Origin of the sequence: Neoaquamicrobium sediminum (assembly GCF_013240295.1) — a bacterium.
Classification (GTDB): Bacteria; Pseudomonadota; Alphaproteobacteria; order Rhizobiales; family Rhizobiaceae; genus Aerobium; species Aerobium sediminum.
In genome coordinates, this window is sequence record NZ_JABETK010000002.1 from 666,968 (window position 1) to 686,614 (window position 19,647).

Sequence of the window (19,647 nt, forward strand, 5' to 3'; positions counted from 1 at the left end):
TATCGGCATTGCCTGCCAGAACTTCACATGGTGGAATGTCCGGTGTCTCTTCTGCCAAGCCAGAAGCCGCCAGTCTGCAAGCGGCCCCTTTTCGACACTACAACCCCAACCCCGCTACTCCGCCGCCTCGCGCTTCTTTAGCCCCGGTCTTCTTTCGAGCAGCTCTTTCAAGAACTGCCCTGTATAGCTCCGCTCTTCAGCGACGATGGCTTCCGGCGTGCCGGAGGCGACCAGTTCGCCGCCGCCGTCGCCGCCGTCGGGGCCGAGGTCCAGGATCCAGTCGGCGGTCTTGATGACTTCGAGGTTGTGCTCGATGACGACCACGGTGTTGCCCTGCTCGACCAGCTCGTGCAGGACTTCGAGCAGTTTTGCCACGTCGTGGAAGTGGAGGCCGGTGGTGGGCTCGTCGAGGATGTAGAGCGTCTTGCCGGTGGCTTTTCGCGAAAGCTCCTTGGCGAGCTTGATGCGCTGGGCCTCGCCGCCCGAGAGCGTGGTCGCCTGCTGGCCGACCTTGATGTAGCCGAGGCCGACCTTGTCGAGCGTCTGCAGCTTGTCGCGCACGGCGGGCACGGCGGCGAAGAAGTCGACGCCTTCCTCGACCGTCATGTCGAGCACGTCGGCGATCGACTTGCCCTTGAACAGGACTTCTAGCGTCTCGCGGTTGTAGCGCTTGCCGTGGCAGACGTCGCAGGTGACGTAGACGTCGGGCAGGAAGTGCATCTCGATCTTGATGACGCCGTCGCCCTGGCAGGCCTCGCAGCGCCCGCCCTTGACGTTGAAGGAGAAGCGGCCCGGCTGGTAGCCGCGCGCCTTCGCTTCCGGCAGGCCGGCGAACCAGTCGCGGATCGGCGTGAAGGCGCCGGTATAGGTGGCCGGGTTGGAGCGCGGGGTGCGGCCGATGGGCGACTGGTCGATGTCGATCACCTTGTCGAGGAATTCGAGGCCCTCGATGCGGTCATGCTCGGCCGGGTGCTCTCTTGAGCCCATGATGCGGCGCGAGGCGGCCTTGTAGAGCGTCTCGATCAGGAAGGTCGACTTGCCGCCGCCCGACACGCCGGTGACGCAGGCGAACGTGCCCAGCGGGATTTCGGCGGTGACGTCCTTCAAATTGTTGCCGCGCGCGCCGACGACCTTGATGCGCTTGCCCTTCTTGCCGGGGCGGCGCTCGGCCGGCACGGCGATGCCCATCTCGCCCGACAGGTACTGGCCGGTGAGCGAATTGGGATTGGCCATGATCTCGGCCGGCGTGCCGCGCGCCACCACCTTGCCGCCATGGATGCCGGCGGCGGGGCCGATGTCGACGACATAGTCGGCCGTCAGCACCGCGTCCTCGTCATGCTCGACGACGATGACGGTGTTGCCGATGTCGCGGAGGTGCTTCAGCGTCTCGAGCAGGCGGGCATTGTCGCGCTGGTGCAGGCCGATGGAGGGCTCGTCCAGCACATAAAGCACGCCCGTGAGGCCGGAGCCGATCTGGCTTGCGAGCCGGATGCGCTGGCTCTCGCCGCCCGACAGCGTGCCCGACTTGCGCGACAGGGTCAGATAGTCGAGGCCGACATCGTTGAGGAAACGCAGCCGCTCGCGGATCTCCTTGAGGATGCGCACGGCGATCTCGTTCTGCTTGTCGTTCATCGCGCCCGGCAGGTCCTCGAACCAGCCATTGGCGTTGCGGATCGACATCTCGGTGACCTGGCCGATGTGGAGGCCGCCGATCTTCACGGCGAGCGCCTCGGGCTTCAGCCGGTAGCCGTTGCAGGCGGGGCAGGGGGTGGACGACATGAAGCGCTCGATCTCCTCGCGCATCCAGGCCGATTCCGTCTCCTTCCAGCGGCGCTCGAGGTTGGGAATGACGCCCTCGAAGGTCTTGGTCGTCTTGTAGGAGCGCAGGCCGTCGTCGTAGCCGAACTCGATCTTGCGATCGCCGGTGCCGCGCAGGATCGCGTCCTTCGCGTCCTCCGGCAGGTCGCGCCAGCGGTCGCCGATCTTGAAGCCGTAGGCCTTGCCGAGCGCTTCGAGCGTCTGCGTGTAGTAGGGGAAGTCGACTTCGCCCACGGCGCCACCGCGCCCTCGCGCAGCGAGACGTGCTCTTCCGGCACCACCAGCATCGGGTCGATGGCGCGCTGGGTGCCGAGCCCGTCGCAGGTGGGGCAGGCGCCGAAGGGGTTGTTGAACGAGAACAGCCGCGGCTCGATCTCGGGGATCGTGAAGCCGGAGACCGGGCAGGCGAATTTCTCCGAGAACAGGATGCGTTCGTGAGTCTCGTTCTTGGACTTATTGACCGCGTCCTGGCCGGTCTGGCTGGCATCGAGCGGCTTGTCGGCGAACTCGGCGACCGCGATGCCCTCGGCCAGCTTGAGCGCGGTTTCGAGCGAGTCGGCCAGCCGCGCGGCGAGGTCCGGACGCACCACCACGCGGTCGACCACCACGTCGATGTCGTGCTTGTATTTCTTGTCGAGCGCCGGCACCTCGCCTATCTCGTAGAACTGGCCGTCGACCTTGACGCGCTGGAAGCCCTTCTTCTGGAGCTCGGCCAGTTCCTTGCGGTATTCGCCCTTGCGCCCGCGCACGATCGGCGCGGTGATGTAGAGCCGCGTGCCCTCGTCGAGCGCCAGCACGCGGTCGACCATCTGGCTCACCGTCTGGCTCTCGATCGGCAGGCCGGTCGCCGGCGAATAGGGCACGCCGACGCGCGCAAAGAGCAGGCGCATGTAGTCGTAGATCTCGGTGACGGTGCCGACCGTCGAGCGCGGGTTCTTCGACGTCGTCTTCTGCTCGATCGAGATGGCCGGCGACAGGCCGTCGATCTGGTCGACGTCCGGCTTCTGCATCATCTCGAGGAACTGCCGGGCATAGGCCGACAGGCTCTCCACGTAACGCCGCTGCCCCTCGGCATAGATGGTGTCGAAGGCGAGCGACGACTTGCCCGAGCCGGACAGGCCGGTCATGACGATCAACTGGTCGCGCGGCAGGTCGAGATCGACATTCTTGAGATTGTGCTCGCGCGCGCCGCGAATGGAGATGAATTTCTGGTCCGCCATGGTCCCGTGTGCCGCCTTACATCAGAACGGCCGGCGTCGTAGCCGGCCAGACCCCGGATATGGTGTTGTTGGTGCCGTCCGTCGAGGCCGGCGGCCTCCGGAAAACCGCCTCTGGCTTTTCACGCGTTTTCGCACACAGGGCAAGCAGAAAGAACAGAGAGCGAACAGCTCCTGACAATCCGTTGGCAGGAGGACGCGGCCACTGGCGATCACGAATTGTTGCCGTGCCGGCGTCGACGGTTGACGTTGGGGCAGGGTGGAGTCATGCTCTCCCGGTCAGATGAAGCTCGCCTCGGCGGTCGTCCTGGTACGCCCAAGGGGTGTCGGAAACACGGCAAGGCTTGAGCGCGTCTGCGACAGGAGAAACTGCAAAGGGAGATGAGGCATGACCCCGCCGGACAGTCCCAGCAGGCTCCACCACGGTGTGGAGCCACGATAACCTGAAGGCCCGGGCACGTCGCGGCCTCGTTATCGATCAACCTACAATTTGACAGATAGTCGGATCATCGGGCGACGACCCGAGACGCATCCGAAGAACGTGCCGGTAATCCATTCCCGGCAACAGAGCAAAGGCTCTCAACGGCCCCGACCACGTCCCGAACGTGGCGGGGTCTTTCATGTCAGGGGCTTGAAAGGCTCCGAACGCGGGTTAACGGAGGGAGCCTTCATCCCGTCATTCTCGGGCTTGTCCCGAGAATCCGCCGTTATGGCGGGTTTTGCTGCATTGGTGCGGCCACGTTGCAGACGCCTGGAATCTCCCATCTGCGCAGATTCTCGGGACAAGCCCGAGAATGACGCAGGCGGGGTTCACTGCCGTGGGCGATGCGCGGGATTGTCAGGAAGCGCATTCTCTTGTAAGGAACAAATAAAGAACACGAAAGCTGTGGACGATGTCGCCAGGCGGGCGGCCGGCGGGGCGAATCCGCGAGGGCGTTCGGATAGTGTGCCGCGACATCGATTTCAGGCTTAGGACGAGCGCAGGAGAGCGTCATGGCGGGTAGCGTCAATAAGGTCATTCTGGTGGGTAATCTGGGCGCCGATCCGGAAATCCGCCGGCTCAATTCCGGCGACCCGGTCGTCAATCTTCGCATCGCCACCTCCGAGACATGGCGCGACAAGCAGTCCGGCGAGCGGCGCGAGAAGACCGAGTGGCACAACGTCGTCATCTTCAACGACAACCTTGCCAAGGTCGCCGAGCAGTATCTGAAGAAGGGCGCGAAGGTTTATCTCGAAGGTCAGCTCCAGACCCGCAAATGGCAGGACCAGCAGGGACAGGATCGCTACACGACCGAGGTCGTGCTGCAGAAGTTCCGCGGCGAGCTGCAGATGCTCGATACACGCGGCGAGGGCGGCGGCGGCCAGGTCGGCTACGATCGCGGCGGCTCGCAGGGCGGCGGGCGCGGCTCCGATTTCGGCCAGTCCGGACCAGGCGATCAGGGTCGCGGCGGCGGCGGTGGCGGCGGATACTCGCGCGACCTGGACGACGAGATCCCTTTCTAAGGCTCTCCCATGTGCCTTCTGTGCAGCGAGGCCGCAGCGGCGGATCAGGGCATTGCCCTGACCGAGCGGCCCGCGCACCGGCTTTGCGGCCTTCATTGGCAGGGCACCTACGGGGAAGCGGCGCGAGGGGCGATCCATTCCGTCATACGGGATGTACAGGCCTTCGCCGCGCGACGTGAAAGCGGCTGGCGCAGTCCGATCGTCGGGCTGTCGTGGAACGACCGGCCGGACGGTTTCCGCTACTTCGTCGGCATTGCGATGGATGACGCAGGCGAACTGCCTGAGGGGTTCGGATCGCTTGTTCTGCCTGAAATGACGCTGGCGAGTTCCTGGCATGGAGGCGGCGACGGCGAGGTGGTTGCGCATTATGTGCGGATGATCGACTGGCTGCAGGCCGGGAGTCTTTCCTGGGACAAGCGTCACTTTCACCACCGGGAAGAATACCCGCACGATGTGGACCTGACGAAACCGCCAGCGCTGCGGTGCTCATTCCGGTCTCGCCTGCATAAACCGGCACGGCTTAACCCGCTTTCCAGCCAAATAGGTTCGTTGGGCGCTGCGAGATTGCGGCCGGGAAAACCCGGGGCGAAACGGCCGGGCTGCGTTCGGTGACAGAACCCGCAGCACGTGCCCAGCCGGAACGCTGATTGCAGCGCCCGCCGGCAGGCGCAGTAAAGAAATGTCTCTTCCGTTCGGACAAAGTGACCGTGCTGCCGCGTCATTCGGCTGAGCTTGCCACAGTCTTGGCAGCTTCGCGCGCTTCGTTCCGCGGCGGGGTTCCGTAACCCGACCGGAGAGTCGGTGCTGCGAGGGTCTTTTCCCGTCCGCACGGACCAAGAAGAGGAATTGAAACATGAGTTTGAACAGGATCTTGCTGTCGGGCCTTTCCGCGCTCGCCATCGTCACCGGCACTGTGCTTGGCGCTGCCAACGCCCAGGATGCCGCGCCGCAAACACCACCGCCGGCGGAAGCCGCGCCGCAGCAGAAGCACCTGCCGCTGCCGCACCTGCGATGGACGAGACGAAGCTGAAATCCTTCGCCGTCGCCTTTCTGGAAGTGACCAAGGTCACCGAGAGCTACAAGCCGCAGATCGAGGCTGCAGGCACCACAGAAGACCAGCAGCGCCTTCAGCAGGAGGCGGGTGAAAAGATGGTCGAGGCGGTCAACAACGCCGACGGCATTTCGGTCGAAGAGTACAACACGATCATCCAGGCGGCACAGACCAATCCCGACCTGGCGCAGCAGATCAACGGCCACATCACCGAAGCGGCCGGAGCCCAGCAGCCGGCACAATAAACGCCGGGGCAGAGTCGTCCCGGCTGTTCTCCTTGCGGCCGGGACGGCGACTTCGGGCCTTTCGCCCGACTTTCGTCAGGACAGTCGATACGCTCCACTTTGCAGGGCGACTGTCACGCTCGAAGCAGCGCTTCCCTATCGAGGTCTCTCGTGTCGAGCACGTGTTTCTCGAGGGAATCGAGCGTGGAAAACTGGCGATGCAGAGCTGTGATGGGTTCTGGATCGGCCAGGGTGTTACCTCCGCGCTCCCGGCAGCGCGCGATCGCGGTTTCAAGCGGTGGACGAAGAACGACATAGTGTGTGGGAAGCCCGGCCATTCTGAAGGCATCAAGGAACCACGGGCCGATAATACCGTCTAAGATGACGAAAAAGCCTCCCCTGGCGTAGCCGGCTGCTGCGTTCGCCAGCACATCACGCACGACCCGGTTTTGGCGCTCGGCTTCGGCGAGATAGGGCTGGATCATGCCGTGCCTTATGAAATGCCAGAAATCGTCGGAATGCAGATGTACCTTTGCCGATCCACCCAAAGCGGCCAAGGCTGCGGCTGTTGTGGTTTTCCCTGCGCCGGGCGTGCCGGTCAGTATCAGAATTTCACCGCTGTGATCGACCATTCGCGATCGTCTCCCGTGTCATGCGAATTGGCCGTTGTCCGTATGGCCGCGTGACAACCCGAACTGTGTGCCTTGCCAACTACCGATGGGTCGCTTGGCGGCGGCAGCGGGCGCTACGCCGCTATCAGCGCCTTGATGCCGTCGGCGACGAACTGGACGGCCAGCGCCGCGAGGATGACGCCCAGAAGTCGCGTCAGGATCGAGCGGCCGGTCTCGCCCAGGAAGCCGTCGACCCGCTCTGCCGCGACAAATGTCAGCCAGGTCAGCGCGATACAGGCGGCGATGATCGCCACCAGCATCATGTGCCCTGCGGCGCCCGCGAAAGTTCCCGACAACAGAACGGTTGCCGAGATGGCGCCGGGGCCGGCGATCAGCGGGATTGCCAGCGGGAAGGCAGCGATGTTGCGGATGTGGTCCTTCGTGACTGCCGTATCGGCGCTCTTTTCCTTCCGCTCCTGCCTGCGCTCGAAGATCATCTCGAAGGCGATGTAGAACAGAAGCAGCCCGCCTGCGACGCGGAAGGCGGGCAGCGTGATGCCGAAGACCGACAGGATCGCGGCGCCTGCCAGCGCGAACAGCGCCAGAACCCCGAAGCCGATGATCGACGAGCGGATCGCCACCTGCTGGCGCTCTGAGCGATTCATACCCCCTGTCAGCGCCAGGAACAGAGGCGCGAGCCCCGGAGGGTCGATCGTCACCAGGATCGTGACGAAGGCATTGAAGATGTGGTCCAGGCTCGGCATCGGTGAAGTCCCTCGGTGTCATCGGCAGCCTTGCCCGCTATCGGACGCGACAAGGCAGTGCCGGCTGGAGGCTATACGGTCGAGGGGCTGTTCGCCAGCAGCGGCGCTTCGGGGCGAACCACCGAAACCGGAGATCGCGGATGCAAAAGCAGCGCGAGCTGCAATATCGAAACCGGAATCGTCGCGACCACCATCACGCCAATGGCGGCTGGCGTCCATGCAAGGTCGGTCAACGGGGGCAGGTGAAAGAGCGCCATCGGGCCCAGATCGTCATCAATGCCGACGAACTGAAGCGCCACCATGTTGTTGCCCCAGTGTGCGCCGCTGGCCGCTGCGATCCGGCCCGTGCGGATGACGAGGATCATCATGGCGATCGCGAAGATGGCAATGGAAGCCACGATGCTCGCATTTTTCCAGAGCGGAAGGTCGTGTCGCCAGTGAATTGCGGCGAAGAGCAGGGTTGGCAGGCCAAACCAGATCCAGCTTGCCAAGCCTCGTGACGCCAGTATCTGCGGGAAATAGCCGCGAAAAACGGCTTCCTCCGCCGAGGCCTGAATCAGGATGATGGCGGCGAAGGGCAGGAAGAGCAGAAGCCAGCTCTCCAGGGCGATTTCCGCCCGCACGGGTATCGGCCCTATCGGCAAGGTGGCAAAACCCGCGGCAAGTGGGACGAAGAGGCCGACCAGAAGGCCGCACGTCAGGTCTCGCCGTCCGGCCCAGCCATCGTGCCCTACGACCGTGGCAAGGCGCCGACGATGGAAAAGTCTCAGGACGATCCACAGGCTGATCCACATCCAGCCGACTGAAAGGAGCGTTGCAGCAAGCCCCAGAGGCGTGGCCAATGCAGCGTCGAAGGCCTCCGGCGTCTGCCACACCTCGGACGGGGCTATCGCGACGAAGAACACAGCGCCGGCCAGCACGTAAAGCACCGCCAGTGTGACGAACGCCAGGAAAAACCGCAGCCAGCTATTCGCGCCGTGGCGGGCAAGATCAACGTATCTTTCGAAGAAAACGGTTCGCATCCCGATGCCTTTCCGAGGAATGTTGGCAACGCTAGCAGGGCGTACGCGCTGCATCCAGCGGTTGTGTTTGTGCCACGAATCGGCCGGCGGCGAGGCTGTCTTCAATGTCGATTTTTGCAGCGATGCGGTTAATTACGCGATGCAGGATGACGCGGCAATTCGCTTCACCTCGTATCTAGTTGAAAATGCTTGATAAAACGGCTTTGGAAAACGGCGCTCCGCGTTGGAATCGTCGGCGCGCTTCCTATATAAGGGGACAGTGATTCCCAACATGATCGTGACTGCAATTGACTGACCAGACCACGCCGCGCGGCCCGGGCGAACTGCCCGAAGGTATCGAACCCATCTCCATCATCGAGGAGATGCAGCGCTCCTATCTCGATTATGCGATGAGCGTGATCGTGAGCCGCGCGTTGCCCGACGTGCGGGACGGCCTGAAGCCCGTCCATCGGCGCATTCTCTACGCCTCGCATGAGAGCGGCTATCACTGGAATCGCAAATATGTGAAGTCGGCGCGCCCCGTTGCCGACGTGATGGGTAAATACCACCCGCACGGCGACGCCTCGATCTATGACGCCCTGGTACGCATGGCGCAGGAATGGTCGATGCGCGTGCGGCTCATCGACGGTCAGGGCAATTTCGGCTCGATCGATGGCGATCCGCCGGCTGCGATGCGTTACACCGAGGCGCGCCTGACCAAGGTTGCCGAGGAGCTGCTGGAGGATATCGACAAGGAAACCGTCGATTTCCAGGACACCTACGATTCATCGGGCAGCGAACCGAAGGTCTTGCCGGCGCGGTTCCCCAACCTGCTGGTCAACGGCTCCGGCGGCATCGCCGTCGGCATGGCGACCAACATTCCGCCCCACAACCTTTCCGAGCTTGTCGACGGTTGCGTCGCCCTGATCGAAAACCCGGCCATCGAGCTGCCAGAGCTCATGGAGATCATTCCCGGCCCCGATTTCCCGACCGGCGGCATCGTTTTGGGGCGTGCGGGCATCTACAACGCCTATTCGACCGGGCGCGGCTCCATCGTTATGCGCGGCCGCGTGCATGTCGAGGAAATCCGCAACGAGCGCGAGGCTATCGTCGTCACCGAGATTCCGTATCAGGTGAACAAGGCCTCGATGATCGAGAAGATGGCCGAACTGGTGCGCGACAAGCGCATCGAGGGCATCTCCGACATCCGCGACGAGAGCGACCGGCAGGGCTATCGCGTCGTCGTGGAGCTGAAGCGCGACGCCAATGCCGACGTGATCCTGAACCAGCTTTATCGCTATACGCCGCTGCAGACCTCGTTCGGCGCCAACATGGTGGCGCTGAACGGCGGCAAGCCGGAAGTGATGACGCTGCTCGACATGCTGCGCGCGTTCGTGTCCTTCCGCGAGGAGGTGATCAGCCGGCGTACCAAGTATCTCCTGAAAAAGGCGCGCGAGCGGGCGCACGTGCTCGTTGGCCTGGCAATCGCGGTCGCCAATATCGACGAGGTGATCCGCCTGATACGGCATGCGCCGGATCCGCAGACGGCGCGCGAGCAGTTGATGGAGCGGCGCTGGCCGGCGACCGACGTCGAGGCGCTGATCCTGCTGATCGACGATCCGCGCCATCGCATCAACGAGGACGGCACCTACAACCTGTCGGAAGAGCAGGCGCGCGCGATCCTCGAACTGCGCCTGCAGCGCCTGACCGCGCTCGGCCGCGACGAAATCGCCGACGAGCTGAACACCATCGGCGCCGAGATTTCCGACTATCTGGACATCCTTTCGTCGCGCGCGCGTATCCAGCAGATCGTGAAGGACGAACTCATCTCGGTGCGCGACGAGTTCGGCACGCCGCGCCGCACGGAGCTGACCGACGGCGGCGCCGACATGGACGACGAGGACCTGATCCAGCGCGAGGACATGGTCGTCACCGTCACCCACGAGGGTTACATCAAGCGGGTGCCGCTCTCGATCTACCGGGCGCAGGCGCGGGGCGGCAAGGGCCGCTCGGGCATGTCGACCAAGGACGAGGATTTCGTCACGCGGCTGTTCGTGGCCAACACGCACACGCCGATCCTGTTCTTCTCATCGCGCGGCATCGTCTACAAGGAAAAGGTCTGGCGCCTGCCGATCGGTACGCCGCAGTCGCGCGGCAAGTTCCTGCGCAACATGCTGCCGCTGGAAGAGGGCGACCGCATCACCGCGATCCTGCCGCTCCCGGACGAGGAGGAGTGGGGCAAGCTCGACGTGATGTTCGCCACCACGCGCGGCACGGTGCGCCGCAACAACCTGTCCGACTTCGCCGACGTGAAGCGCAACGGCAAGATCGCCATGAAGTTCGACGAGGAGGGCGATGCGATCCTCGCCGTCGAGACCTGCACGGACAATGACGACGTACTGCTCACGGCCTCGAGCGGCCAGTGCATACGGTTCCCGGTGTCGGCCGTCCGCGTCTTTGCGGGGCGCTCCTCGCAGGGCGTCAGGGGTATTTCGATGGGGGCAGGCGACCGCGCCATCTCCATGACCATTCTCGAACATGTCGATGCCTCGGCAGGCGAACGTTCCGCCTATCTCAAGCGCGCCGTGGCGGAACGCCGTGCGGCGCTAATTGGCGAAAACGGCGATGGGGAAGATGAGGTCGCGCTGACCAATGAAGAGATCGTCGAAGACGCCGACCTGAGCGAGGAGCGCTATGCGTTCCTCAAGGAACACGAGCAGTTCGTGCTGACCGTCACCGAATACGGCTACGGCAAACGCTCATCGTCCTACGATTTCAGGGTGATCGGGCGTGGCGGCAAGGGTATTCGCGCAACGGATGTGTCCAAGGCCGCGGAAATCGGCAGCCTGATCGCGGCATTCCCCGTCGAGGACGGCGACCAGATCATGCTGGTGTCGGATGGAGGTCAGGTGATCCGCGTGCCGGTGCACAACATTCGTTTTGCGAGCCGCACCGCTAAGGGCGTGACGATCTTCAATACCGCGGAAGGCGAGAAGGTCGTGTCGGTCGAGAGGATCTCGGAACCGGAAGCCGAGGCTGAAAGCGCGCTGGCCGAAGCGGTAGAGGCGGAAGCGGACGGCGCACAGGGAACGCCGCCCGCTCCACTGGAGGAATAGGGATCAGAAACGGTTACGAACGGTGCGACGACGGGATTCGAGGCGCACAGTCTGCGCTTCGTTATGCAGTCCGAAGGCCGTTGCGATCAGCATGGCCAAGGTCATGGCGGCTGCGAGCATGAAGATCATCATCATCGTATCTCCTTCTTGCCTCAACAACGAGTGAAGCTCGAATTGGTTTCATTTCGGTGCCTTTCTTGAAGGATGACGTTTGAACCGAGCCTGATCCGACCGTTCATCTACCGTTCATGAAAGCAACATGCGCCGCTCAATTGCCTTTGTCCGTTTCGACCGCTAGAAGCGCTGCCATGACGACGCGCATCGCCTTCTACGCGGGCTCCTTCGATCCGCTGACCAACGGCCACCTGGACGTGCTGAAAGGCGCGCTCACCATCGCCGACGAGATCATCGTCGGCATTGGCGTGCAGGCCTCCAAGCAGCCTCTGTTCTCATTCGAAGAGCGCGTGACGCTTATCGAGGCATGGGCGAAGGAAGAGCTGGGCGAGGGCGCCTCGCGGCTGCGCATCGTCTCGTTTTCTGGCCTGCTGGTCGATGCGGCACGCAACGAGGGCGCGTCGATCCTGATCCGCGGCCTGCGCGACGGCACCGATCTCGACTACGAGATGCAGATGGCCGGCATGAACGAGACGATGGCCCCGGAACTGCAGACGATCTTTCTGCCCGCAAGCCCCTCCGTGCGCACCATTACCGCCACACTTGTCCGCCAGATAGCGTCGATGGGCGGCGACATCAGGCCGTTCGTTCCGGCCGTGGTCGCGACCGCGCTGGATGCCAAGTTCAAATCCTGAAACAGGAGTCGTTCATGCAATTTCTGAGGGTCGCCTCGTCGCTGATCTTGCCGCCGGCGTGCTTGCCGGCTCCGCAGCCCTGGCTGCCGAGCCCGAGAACACGATGATCATCGAGCTCAAGGACGGCGAGGTGGTGATTGCGCTGCGCCCCGACCTTGCGCCTAAGCATGTCGAGCAGATCAAGGCGCTGGTGCGTGCCGGTGAATACAACAATGTCGCGTTCCACCGCGTCATCGAGGGCTTCATGGCGCAGACCGGCGATGTTCAGTACGGCGACATGGAGGATGGCTACAACAGCCAGCTCGCCGGCACCGGAGGCTCGTCCATGGGCAATATCCCGGCCGAGTTCTCTAATGAGGATTATACGCGCGGAACCGTCGGCATGGCGCGTGCGCAGAGCCCCGACTCCGCCAATTCGCAGTTCTTCATCATGTTCGCCCCGGCTCCCTCGCTCAACGGCGGCTACACGATCGTCGGCAATGTCGAGAGCGGCATGGAATTCGTCGACAACATCAAGCGCGGCAACGCGGCCCAGAATGGTGTCGTGACCGACCCCGACCGTATGGTTTCGGTTCGCATCGCGGCCGACTAGTTTGATTCGGGTGAGAGCGGCCTGCAAATGGCGGCTTTCTGCGCTTCCGTTGCTCATGTACCTTAAGTACGCTCCGCTCCGGTTCTCGAAATCCACCATTTTCGACTCGCCCTGACCCGAACCAGGTGGGCGCAAAGCTAGAGAAGATCAGGAAGGAAGCCAGATGGCCGAGATCAAGGACCCCGAAAACACGATCGTCATGGAAACCACGAAGGGCAAGGTGGTGATCGAGCTGCTGCCCGATCTGGCGCCGAACCATGTTGCGCGCATCAAGGAACTGGCGCGCGAGAACTTCTATGACGGCATCGTGTTCCACCGTGTCATCGACGGCTTCATGGCGCAGACCGGCGACCCGACGGGCACCGGCATGGGCGGGTCGGACAAGCCGGACCTCAAGGCGGAATTTTCCAACATGAGCCACGTGCGCGGCACGTGCTCGATGGCGCGTTCGCAGAACCCGAATTCAGCCAACTCCCAGTTCTTCATCTGCTTTGACGACGCCCCGTGGCTGAACAAGCAGTATTCGGTGTGGGGTCAGGTGATCGAAGGCATGGATGCGATCGACCAGATCAAGAAGGGCGAGCCCGTTCGCGACCCTGACTCGATCGTCACCATGCGCGTCGCAGCCGACGCCTGATTGATCGACGCGACACGACGGAGAGCGCCGTGCGCGTCGACCTTTTCGATTTCGAGCTGCCGGATGAGCGCATCGCGCTGCGTCCGGCCGAGCCGCGCGATGCGGCAAAGCTTCTGATCGTGCGACCCGGCCAACCGCCGGAGGATCGCATCGTGAGCGAGCTGCCCGGCCTGTTGCGGGCGGGCGACGCCCTTGTCTTCAACGATACCAAGGTCATACCGGCTCAGTTGACCGGCCTGCGCCGGCGCGACGAAGCGGTCGCGCAGATCGACGCCACCTTGCATATGCGGGTGGACGAAAGCCGCTGGAAGGCGTTTGCGCGCCCTGCCAAGCGTCTTGTCGTGGGCGATCGCATCCGCTTCGGCCATCAGAACAATCTCTGCCTGCTCGGCTCGCTCGACGCGACGGTTGCGGAAAAGGGCGAGGCCGGCGAGGTCACGCTCGAATTCGATCTGATTGGCCCGGCGCTGGACGACGCCTTGCGTGAGGTCGGCCATATCCCGCTGCCGCCCTATATCGCGGGCAAGCGCGCCGAGGACGAGCGCGACCGCACCGACTACCAGACGATCTATGCCCGCGAGGAAGGCGCGGTCGCAGCACCGACGGCGGGACTGCATTTCACGCCAGGCCTTTTCGAAGCGCTGGAGCAGGCCGGCATAGAACGCCATTTCGTGACGTTGCATGTCGGCGCGGGGACGTTCCTGCCGGTCAAGGCCGACGACACCGACGACCACCGCATGCATGCCGAGATTGGCGAGGTGAGCGCGGAGACGGCAGCGGCGCTCAATGCCGTGCGAGCCAGCGGAGGCCGGATCGTCGCCGTTGGAACCACATCCCTGCGCCTGCTGGAGAGCGCTGCGACCGATAACGAACCGTTTCGGCAATGGCGCGACGCTACCGAGATATTCATCACGCCCGGCTATCGCTTCCGCACAGCCGACATCCTGATGACCAATTTCCACCTGCCGCGCTCGACGCTGTTCATGCTGGTTTCGGCCTTCAGCGGGCTGGGGACGATGCACGCGGCCTATGCCCACGCCATCGCGCAGAATTACCGGTTCTACTCCTACGGCGATACGAGCCTGCTTTTCAGGGAAGAACAGGAATGATTGCGCAGATTGGCGCCCTACGTTGCCCCCTCTGTCCTGCCGGACATCTCCCCCACGAGGGGGAGATCGGCAGCTCCGGGCTCAACGCTCTTTCTGCAACGCGGGCGATTGGCGAAAGCCGTGCGGCCGGCTGATCTCCCCTAGTGGGGGAGATGTCCGGCAGGACAGAGGGGGCGCTGTCCCGCCGGGCAATACAGAACGGGGTGGGCATGACCGCGACCGGTTTCAATTTCCGCCTTCTTGCAACCGACGGCACGGCGCGGCGCGGTGAGGTGACCATGCCGCGCGGGACGATCCGCACGCCGGCCTTCATGCCGGTCGGCACTGGCGGCACGGTCAAGGCCATGTATATGGACCAGGTGAGGGGCGTGGGGGCCGACATCATTCTCGGCAACACCTATCACCTGATGTTGCGGCCCGGCGCCGAACGGGTGGCGCGACTGGGCGGTCTGCACGAGTTCGCGCGCTGGCCCTGGCCGATCCTGACCGATTCTGGCGGGTTTCAGGTCATGTCTCTGTCGAAGCTGCGCAAGCTGAACGAGACCGGTGTAACGTTCCGCTCGCATATCGATGGAGCGCCTTACGAGCTGACGCCGGAACGCTCCATCGAGATACAGGGGCTGCTCGATTCCGACATCCAGATGCAGCTCGACGAATGCGTGGCGCTTCCGGCTTCCGAAAAGGAGATCGAGCGCGGCATGGAACTGTCGCTGCGCTGGGCCGAGCGATGCAAGACCGCCTTCGGTGACCAGCCGGCGCGGGCGATGTTCGGGATCGTGCAGGGCGGCGACGTGCCGGCTTTGCGCGAACGCTCCGGGCTCGCACTCAAGGCAATGGACCTGAAGGGGTATGCGGTCGGCGGGCTCGCGGTGGGGGAGCCGCAGGAGGTGATGCTCGACATGCTTGGCGTGACGTGCCCGCTGCTGCCGGCCGACAAGCCACGCTACCTGATGGGCGTCGGCACACCCGACGACATCCTCAAGTCGGTTGCGCGGGGCATCGACATGTTCGACTGCGTGATGCCGACGCGCGCCGGCCGCCACGGCCTCGCCTATACGAGGCGGGGCAAGGTGAACCTGCGCAATGCGCGCCACGCTGACGATCCGCGACCGCTCGACGAGGAAAGCGATTGCCCGGCAGCGCGGGATTATTCGCGCGCGTACCTGCACCATCTGGTGAAATCTGGCGAGGCGCTCGGCGCAATGCTTCTGACGTGGAACAACCTTGCCTATTACCAGCGCCTGATGGCCGACATTCGCGCGGCGATCGAGGCCGGCGCCTTCGCGGACCGCGCTGCCGACATCTCCGAAGGCTGGGCCAAGGGCGACCTGCCGGCGCTCTAGAAACGGTTCAGGTGCTCGGCAGGTTTGCCGCGCGCAGGCTGACTGAGACGATCCGGTAGATGCCGTCGTCCTGCAGATCCAGCACGTAAAGCGCCTCGTAATCCTTGCCGTCAGGGCCAAGCACGAAAACGCTCTGCGTGACGCGCCCCGGCGCCACCGCCTCGAACTTGCCAAACGCATAGTTGCGCGGCCGATGCACCGGAGCGTAGCCGTTGCGCACCATAGCCATGAAGCCGCCCGGGGTCGGGTACATCTGCCTGATATTGGGTGCGGCATAGGAATAGGCGGCCTGATCGTCGCCGCCGAGGAATGCCTTCAACTGCCCCTCGATCGTCTGCTGCGCCGCCTTGGCGGCGTCGTCGGCCAGTGCGACCGGTACCCAGCCGACCGCTAGCACCAAGACGAGACAAAGACGATGTATCGTGTTCATGACCTCCTCCATTGTTGTCGGCAGCCTGAATCCGACCGCCTCTGGAAGATACGCAGTCAAAGCTTCGACGGTTTCATGCCCGCGCGCAATAGCGGCTGCACGGCACATCGGCAGTTGGCTGTGACGACTGCCGGTTTGTTGGGCATCGGCCCAAATCGGTGCCGACGTCACGATCAAATGACGGTTTCCCCTTGATTTTACGCTCGCGGCTCTTTGTTATGGAGGGCAGAGGAGTATGCGCTTGGTTGCATTCGATGAAATGCGCCCGCACGGAGGCGGGCTGAGACAACCCTACGCTGGCTATGACGGCTGGCTGCAAACGCAAGACCCCGCCCGCCTAACCGAGAAGATGCAGGATGCCGAGCGTGTCTTCAGGCGCACCGGCATCACCTTTGCCGTGTACGGCCAGGAGGAGGCAGCCGAACGCCTCATTCCCTTCGACATCGTGCCTCGCATCATTTCGGGCGCGGAGTGGCGCCGGCTCACGCAGGGTATCGAGCAGCGCGTTCAGGCGCTGAACGCGTTTCTCGACGACATCTATCATCGCCAGGAGATACTGCGCGCAGGCCGGATCCCGCGCGAGCTGATTTCGGCGAACGAGGCGTTCCTGCCCGAGATGATCGGGGTGCGGCCGCCAGCAGGCGTCTATACCCACATCATCGGCGTCGACATCGTGCGCACCGGCGAAAACGAGTTCTTCGTGCTGGAAGACAATGCGCGCACGCCCTCCGGCGTCTCCTACATGATCGAGAACCGGGAGACGATGATGCAGCTCTTTCCGGAGCTGTTCCAGACGGTGAAGGTGCGGCCGGTCGAAAACTACCCGCAGCTTCTGCGCCAGTCGCTCTCGGCGGTTGCGCCGCGCAGCGCGGAAGGTTCGCCCACGGTCGCGGTGCTGACCCCTGGCAGCTACAATTCGGCCTATTTCGAGCATGCGTTCCTGGCCGACCAGATGGGCGTCGAGCTTGTCGAGGGACACGATCTGAGGGTCGTGGATGGCCACGTCGCAATGCGCACGACGCAGGGCTACAAGCGCATCGACGTGCTCTACCGCCGTGTCGACGACGACTATCTCGACCCGCTGACCTTCAATCCAAATTCGGCGCTGGGCGTGCCGGGCATCATGGACGTGTTCCGCGCCGGCAACATCACCATCGCCAACGCGCCGGGCACGGGCATCGCCGACGACAAGGCGATCTATTCCTACATGCCGGAGATCGTGGAGTTCTATACGGGCCGCAAGGCGATCCTCGGCAACATTCCGACATGGCGCTGCTCCGAACCGGACAGCCTCAAATACGTGCTCGAACATCTGGACGAGCTGGTCGTCAAGGAGGTTCACGGCTCCGGTGGCTATGGCATGCTGGTCGGGCCGACCGCATCCAAGAAGGAGTGCGAGGCGTTCGCGGCGAAGCTCAAGGCCAAACCGTCGAACTATATCGCCCAGCCGACGCTGGCGCTCTCGACCTGCCCGATCCTGACCGAGAAGGGGTTGGCACCCCGCCATGTGGACCTGCGGCCCTTCGTACTGGTCTCGGACCGCATCCGCATCGTGCCGGGGGCTCACGCGGGTGGCGTTGAAGGAAGGGTCGCTGGTGGTGAACTCGTCTCAGGGCGGCGGGACGAAGGATACGTGGGTTCTCGATGACTAGGAACGGGGAGGGAGCCTGACAGTGCTGCTCGGTCGCACGGCAAACGGCCTTTACTGGATGACGCGCTACATCGAGCGGGTCGAGAACATGGCGCGCATCGTGGATGCGGGGCTGCGGCTGGCGCTGACACGCACCGACTCTTCGGCCGACGAGTGGGCATCGGTGGTGATGAGCGCGGGCGCGGACCAGGCTTTTCGCGAGCGTCACGGGGAATACACGGCCGATACCGTCTCCGACTTCCTCCTGCGCGACGTGACCAACCCGTCGAGCGTGCTTTCGTCCATCGAGACGGCGCGCACCAACGCGCGGATGGTACGTACGGCGCTGACGCGCGAAACCTGGGAAAGCATCAACGAAGCGTGGATGACATGCCGGCGCATGCTGGCGGCACCGATCGACCAGCGCGAGCTGCCCAAGATCCTCGACGCGATCAAGCGCGAGACGGCCCTGATACGCGGTGCCTTCCACGGCACGATGCTGCGCAACGAGATATTCGATTTCGCCCAGCTCGGCATCTATGTCGAGCGGGCCGACAACACCGCCCGCATCCTCGACGTGAAATATTACGTGCTGCTGCCGTCGATCTCCTGGGTCGGCTCGTCGCTCGACAACTATCAGTGGGAGTCGATCCTGCGGTCGGTCTCGGCGCACCGGTCCTATCGCTGGGTCTATGAAGCCGACTACAAGGCGACAAACATCGCCGACTTCCTCATCCTCAACCGACGCATGCCACGCTCGCTCGCCTATTGCTATCACATGATCGCGGAGAGCCTTGATTTCCTTGCCGAAGACTATGGCCAACAGCATGACTGCCATGGCACGCTCGCAGGGATCAGGGCGAAGCTCAAGCCCGGCAGCATCGCATCGATCTTCGACGGCGGGCTGCATGAATTCCTGAGTGACTTCATTATTAGCAACAACAGGCTGGGCAACGAGGTTGCCGAGAATTACCGGTTCTTCTGATGCCGCTGAAGATTTCCCATCGCACGGTTTATTCCTACGACGCGCCCGTGCCCTATGCGTTGCAGCGCGTGCGTCTGCAGCCGCTCAGCGGCTCCACGCAGACGGTCGTGTCATGGACGGTAGAGGTCGAAGGCGCGAACGAGGAGGTGCGCTTCCACGACCAGTTCGGCAACGACACGCGCCTGCTGAGCGTTTCCGGCGAAGCGCAGGCGATCGAGATCACGGCGAGCGGGGAGGTGGAGGTGCGCGATACGGCCGGTGTCACCGGCCCCCATAGCGGCTTCGCGCCCTTGTGGCTGTTCGAGCGCCCGACCTCGCTGACGACGGCCGGTCCGCTGATCGGGGAGATCGCTCGCAGCATCGAGGGCGGAGACGATCTCAGCCGGATGCACGCGCTGTCCGGCGCGATCCGCGAGAGGGTCGCCTATACGGTCGGCGCAACCGATGCGGCGACCAGCGCCGAGGATGCGGTCATGCAGGGCGAGGGCGTCTGCCAGGACCACTCACATATATTCCTGGCAGCGGCGCGCAGCCTCGGCTTTCCGGCCCGATATGTGAGCGGATACCTGCGGCTCGACGATACCGTGGAGCAGGTTGCGACCCACGCCTGGGCGGAAGCGCATCTGCCGGGGCTCGGCTGGGTTGGCTTCGACATTTCCAACGGCATCGCGCCCGATGGGCGATATGTGCGACTTGCGACCGGACGCGACTACCGCGACGCGATGCCGGTTTCGGGCATAAGGCTGGGCCAGGCGCAGGAACGGCTTGAAGTTCACATCACTGTCGAGCAGTAATCAGGTTTGCTCA

15 protein-coding genes and 4 pseudogenes are annotated in these 19,647 nt (G+C 63.7%); 13 read left to right on the forward strand and 6 right to left on the reverse strand.

Going from position 1 to position 19,647, the window contains the following annotated elements:
* Positions 1-114: 114 nt before the first annotated feature.
* A pseudogene (uvrA, locus tag HK436_RS15095) lies at positions 115-3,038 on the reverse strand (excinuclease ABC subunit UvrA).
* A gap of 990 nt (positions 3,039-4,028) precedes the next feature.
* Between uvrA and HK436_RS15100 the strand changes: the two are divergent.
* The 4 genes from HK436_RS15100 (at position 4,029) to HK436_RS15115 (ending at position 5,834) form a co-directional block, all read left to right on the forward strand.
* The gene (locus HK436_RS15100) at positions 4,029-4,538 is read left to right on the forward strand and encodes a single-stranded DNA-binding protein (protein ID WP_173191057.1); all 510 of its coding nucleotides are present in this window, start codon (positions 4,029-4,031) and stop codon (positions 4,536-4,538) included.
* Positions 4,539-4,547: 9 nt separating this feature from the next.
* Positions 4,548-5,150, forward strand: a complete 603-nt coding sequence (locus HK436_RS15105) for a GyrI-like domain-containing protein (RefSeq protein ID WP_173191059.1) — start codon at positions 4,548-4,550, stop codon at positions 5,148-5,150.
* A 241-nt stretch (positions 5,151-5,391) separates the two neighbouring features.
* Positions 5,392-5,568, forward strand: coding sequence for a hypothetical protein (locus tag HK436_RS15110; protein ID WP_173191061.1), 177 nt, complete (start codon positions 5,392-5,394; stop codon positions 5,566-5,568).
* Complete coding sequence (locus tag HK436_RS15115; RefSeq protein WP_173191063.1) at positions 5,550-5,834, forward strand: DUF4168 domain-containing protein; 285 nt, start codon at positions 5,550-5,552, stop codon at positions 5,832-5,834. Before HK436_RS15110 ends, HK436_RS15115 begins: the two co-directional genes overlap by 19 nt.
* Positions 5,835-5,909: 75 nt before the next feature.
* Here HK436_RS15115 and HK436_RS15120 read toward each other — a convergent pair.
* From HK436_RS15120 to HK436_RS15130, 3 genes and pseudogenes are all read right to left on the reverse strand, one after another.
* Positions 5,910-6,445, reverse strand: a pseudogene (locus HK436_RS15120) (AAA family ATPase).
* 113 nt (positions 6,446-6,558) lie between these two features.
* Positions 6,559-7,188 carry a MarC family protein gene (locus tag HK436_RS15125; protein ID WP_173191065.1) on the reverse strand — a complete coding sequence of 210 codons (630 nt, stop codon included), beginning with the start codon at positions 7,186-7,188 and terminating at the stop codon, positions 6,559-6,561.
* A 71-nt stretch (positions 7,189-7,259) separates the two neighbouring features.
* A complete protein-coding gene (locus HK436_RS15130) occupies positions 7,260-8,210 on the reverse strand; it encodes a CPBP family intramembrane glutamic endopeptidase (RefSeq protein ID WP_173191067.1) in 951 nt (316 codons plus the stop codon).
* Positions 8,211-8,497: 287 nt separating this feature from the next.
* On the opposite strand from HK436_RS15130, the gene gyrA reads away from it, so the two are divergent.
* Positions 8,498-11,305, forward strand: a complete 2,808-nt coding sequence (gyrA, locus tag HK436_RS15135) for a DNA gyrase subunit A (protein WP_173191069.1) — start codon at positions 8,498-8,500, stop codon at positions 11,303-11,305.
* Positions 11,306-11,308: 3 nt separating this feature from the next.
* On the opposite strand, the gene HK436_RS32435 is transcribed toward gyrA, so the two are convergent.
* Positions 11,309-11,440: a hypothetical protein gene (locus tag HK436_RS32435; protein WP_280515710.1), complete on the reverse strand. Its 132-nt coding sequence runs from the start codon at positions 11,438-11,440 to the stop codon at positions 11,309-11,311.
* Between the two features lie 173 nt (positions 11,441-11,613).
* On the opposite strand from HK436_RS32435, the gene coaD reads away from it, so the two are divergent.
* The 5 genes and pseudogenes from coaD (at position 11,614) to tgt (ending at position 15,795) form a co-directional block, all read left to right on the forward strand.
* Entirely contained in the window at positions 11,614-12,114 is a 501-nt protein-coding gene (coaD, locus tag HK436_RS15140; RefSeq protein WP_173191071.1) for a pantetheine-phosphate adenylyltransferase, read from the forward strand.
* Positions 12,115-12,128: 14 nt separating this feature from the next.
* Positions 12,129-12,706, forward strand: a pseudogene (locus tag HK436_RS15145) (peptidylprolyl isomerase).
* Positions 12,707-12,869: 163 nt separating this feature from the next.
* Entirely contained in the window at positions 12,870-13,343 is a 474-nt protein-coding gene (locus HK436_RS15150; RefSeq protein WP_173191075.1) for a peptidylprolyl isomerase, read from the forward strand.
* Between the two features lie 29 nt (positions 13,344-13,372).
* On the forward strand, positions 13,373-14,452 hold the full coding sequence (gene queA, locus HK436_RS15155) for a tRNA preQ1(34) S-adenosylmethionine ribosyltransferase-isomerase QueA (protein WP_173191077.1): 1,080 nt from the start codon (positions 13,373-13,375) through the stop codon (positions 14,450-14,452).
* Between the two features lie 209 nt (positions 14,453-14,661).
* Positions 14,662-15,795, forward strand: a complete 1,134-nt coding sequence (gene tgt, locus HK436_RS15160; RefSeq protein ID WP_173191079.1) for a tRNA guanosine(34) transglycosylase Tgt — start codon at positions 14,662-14,664, stop codon at positions 15,793-15,795.
* A gap of 7 nt (positions 15,796-15,802) precedes the next feature.
* Here the strand turns inward: tgt and HK436_RS15165 are convergent, their stop codons facing one another.
* Positions 15,803-16,225, reverse strand: coding sequence for a DUF4864 domain-containing protein (locus HK436_RS15165; protein WP_173191081.1), 423 nt, complete (start codon positions 16,223-16,225; stop codon positions 15,803-15,805).
* A gap of 235 nt (positions 16,226-16,460) precedes the next feature.
* Between HK436_RS15165 and HK436_RS15170 the strand changes: the two are divergent.
* The 3 genes and pseudogenes from HK436_RS15170 (at position 16,461) to HK436_RS15180 (ending at position 19,634) form a co-directional block, all read left to right on the forward strand.
* Positions 16,461-17,877: pseudogene (locus HK436_RS15170) on the forward strand (circularly permuted type 2 ATP-grasp protein).
* 21 nt (positions 17,878-17,898) lie between these two features.
* Positions 17,899-18,840, forward strand: a complete 942-nt coding sequence (locus HK436_RS15175) for an alpha-E domain-containing protein (protein ID WP_173191083.1) — start codon at positions 17,899-17,901, stop codon at positions 18,838-18,840.
* The gene (locus HK436_RS15180) at positions 18,840-19,634 is read left to right on the forward strand and encodes a transglutaminase family protein (protein ID WP_173191085.1); all 795 of its coding nucleotides are present in this window, start codon (positions 18,840-18,842) and stop codon (positions 19,632-19,634) included. Before HK436_RS15175 ends, HK436_RS15180 begins: the two co-directional genes overlap by 1 nt.
* Positions 19,635-19,647: the final 13 nt, after the last annotated feature.

Excerpts from the sequence above, each read along its gene's own strand:
- HK436_RS15100 (WP_173191057.1), top strand. The coding sequence starts at position 4,029 with ATGGCGGGTAGCGTCAATAAGGTCATTCTGGTGGGTAATCTGGGCGCC.
- HK436_RS15105 (WP_173191059.1), top strand. The coding sequence starts at position 4,548 with ATGTGCCTTCTGTGCAGCGAGGCCGCAGCGGCGGATCAGGGCATTGCC.
- HK436_RS15110 (WP_173191061.1), top strand. The coding sequence starts at position 5,392 with ATGAGTTTGAACAGGATCTTGCTGTCGGGCCTTTCCGCGCTCGCCATC.
- HK436_RS15115 (WP_173191063.1), top strand. The coding sequence starts at position 5,550 with ATGGACGAGACGAAGCTGAAATCCTTCGCCGTCGCCTTTCTGGAAGTG.
- HK436_RS15125 (WP_173191065.1), bottom strand. The coding sequence starts at position 7,188 with ATGCCGAGCCTGGACCACATCTTCAATGCCTTCGTCACGATCCTGGTG.
- HK436_RS15130 (WP_173191067.1), bottom strand. The coding sequence starts at position 8,210 with ATGCGAACCGTTTTCTTCGAAAGATACGTTGATCTTGCCCGCCACGGC.
- HK436_RS32435 (WP_280515710.1), bottom strand. The coding sequence starts at position 11,440 with ATGATGATGATCTTCATGCTCGCAGCCGCCATGACCTTGGCCATGCTG.
- coaD (WP_173191071.1), top strand. The coding sequence starts at position 11,614 with ATGACGACGCGCATCGCCTTCTACGCGGGCTCCTTCGATCCGCTGACC.
- HK436_RS15150 (WP_173191075.1), top strand. The coding sequence starts at position 12,870 with ATGGCCGAGATCAAGGACCCCGAAAACACGATCGTCATGGAAACCACG.
- tgt (WP_173191079.1), top strand. The coding sequence starts at position 14,662 with ATGACCGCGACCGGTTTCAATTTCCGCCTTCTTGCAACCGACGGCACG.
- HK436_RS15165 (WP_173191081.1), bottom strand. The coding sequence starts at position 16,225 with ATGAACACGATACATCGTCTTTGTCTCGTCTTGGTGCTAGCGGTCGGC.
- HK436_RS15180 (WP_173191085.1), top strand. The coding sequence starts at position 18,840 with ATGCCGCTGAAGATTTCCCATCGCACGGTTTATTCCTACGACGCGCCC.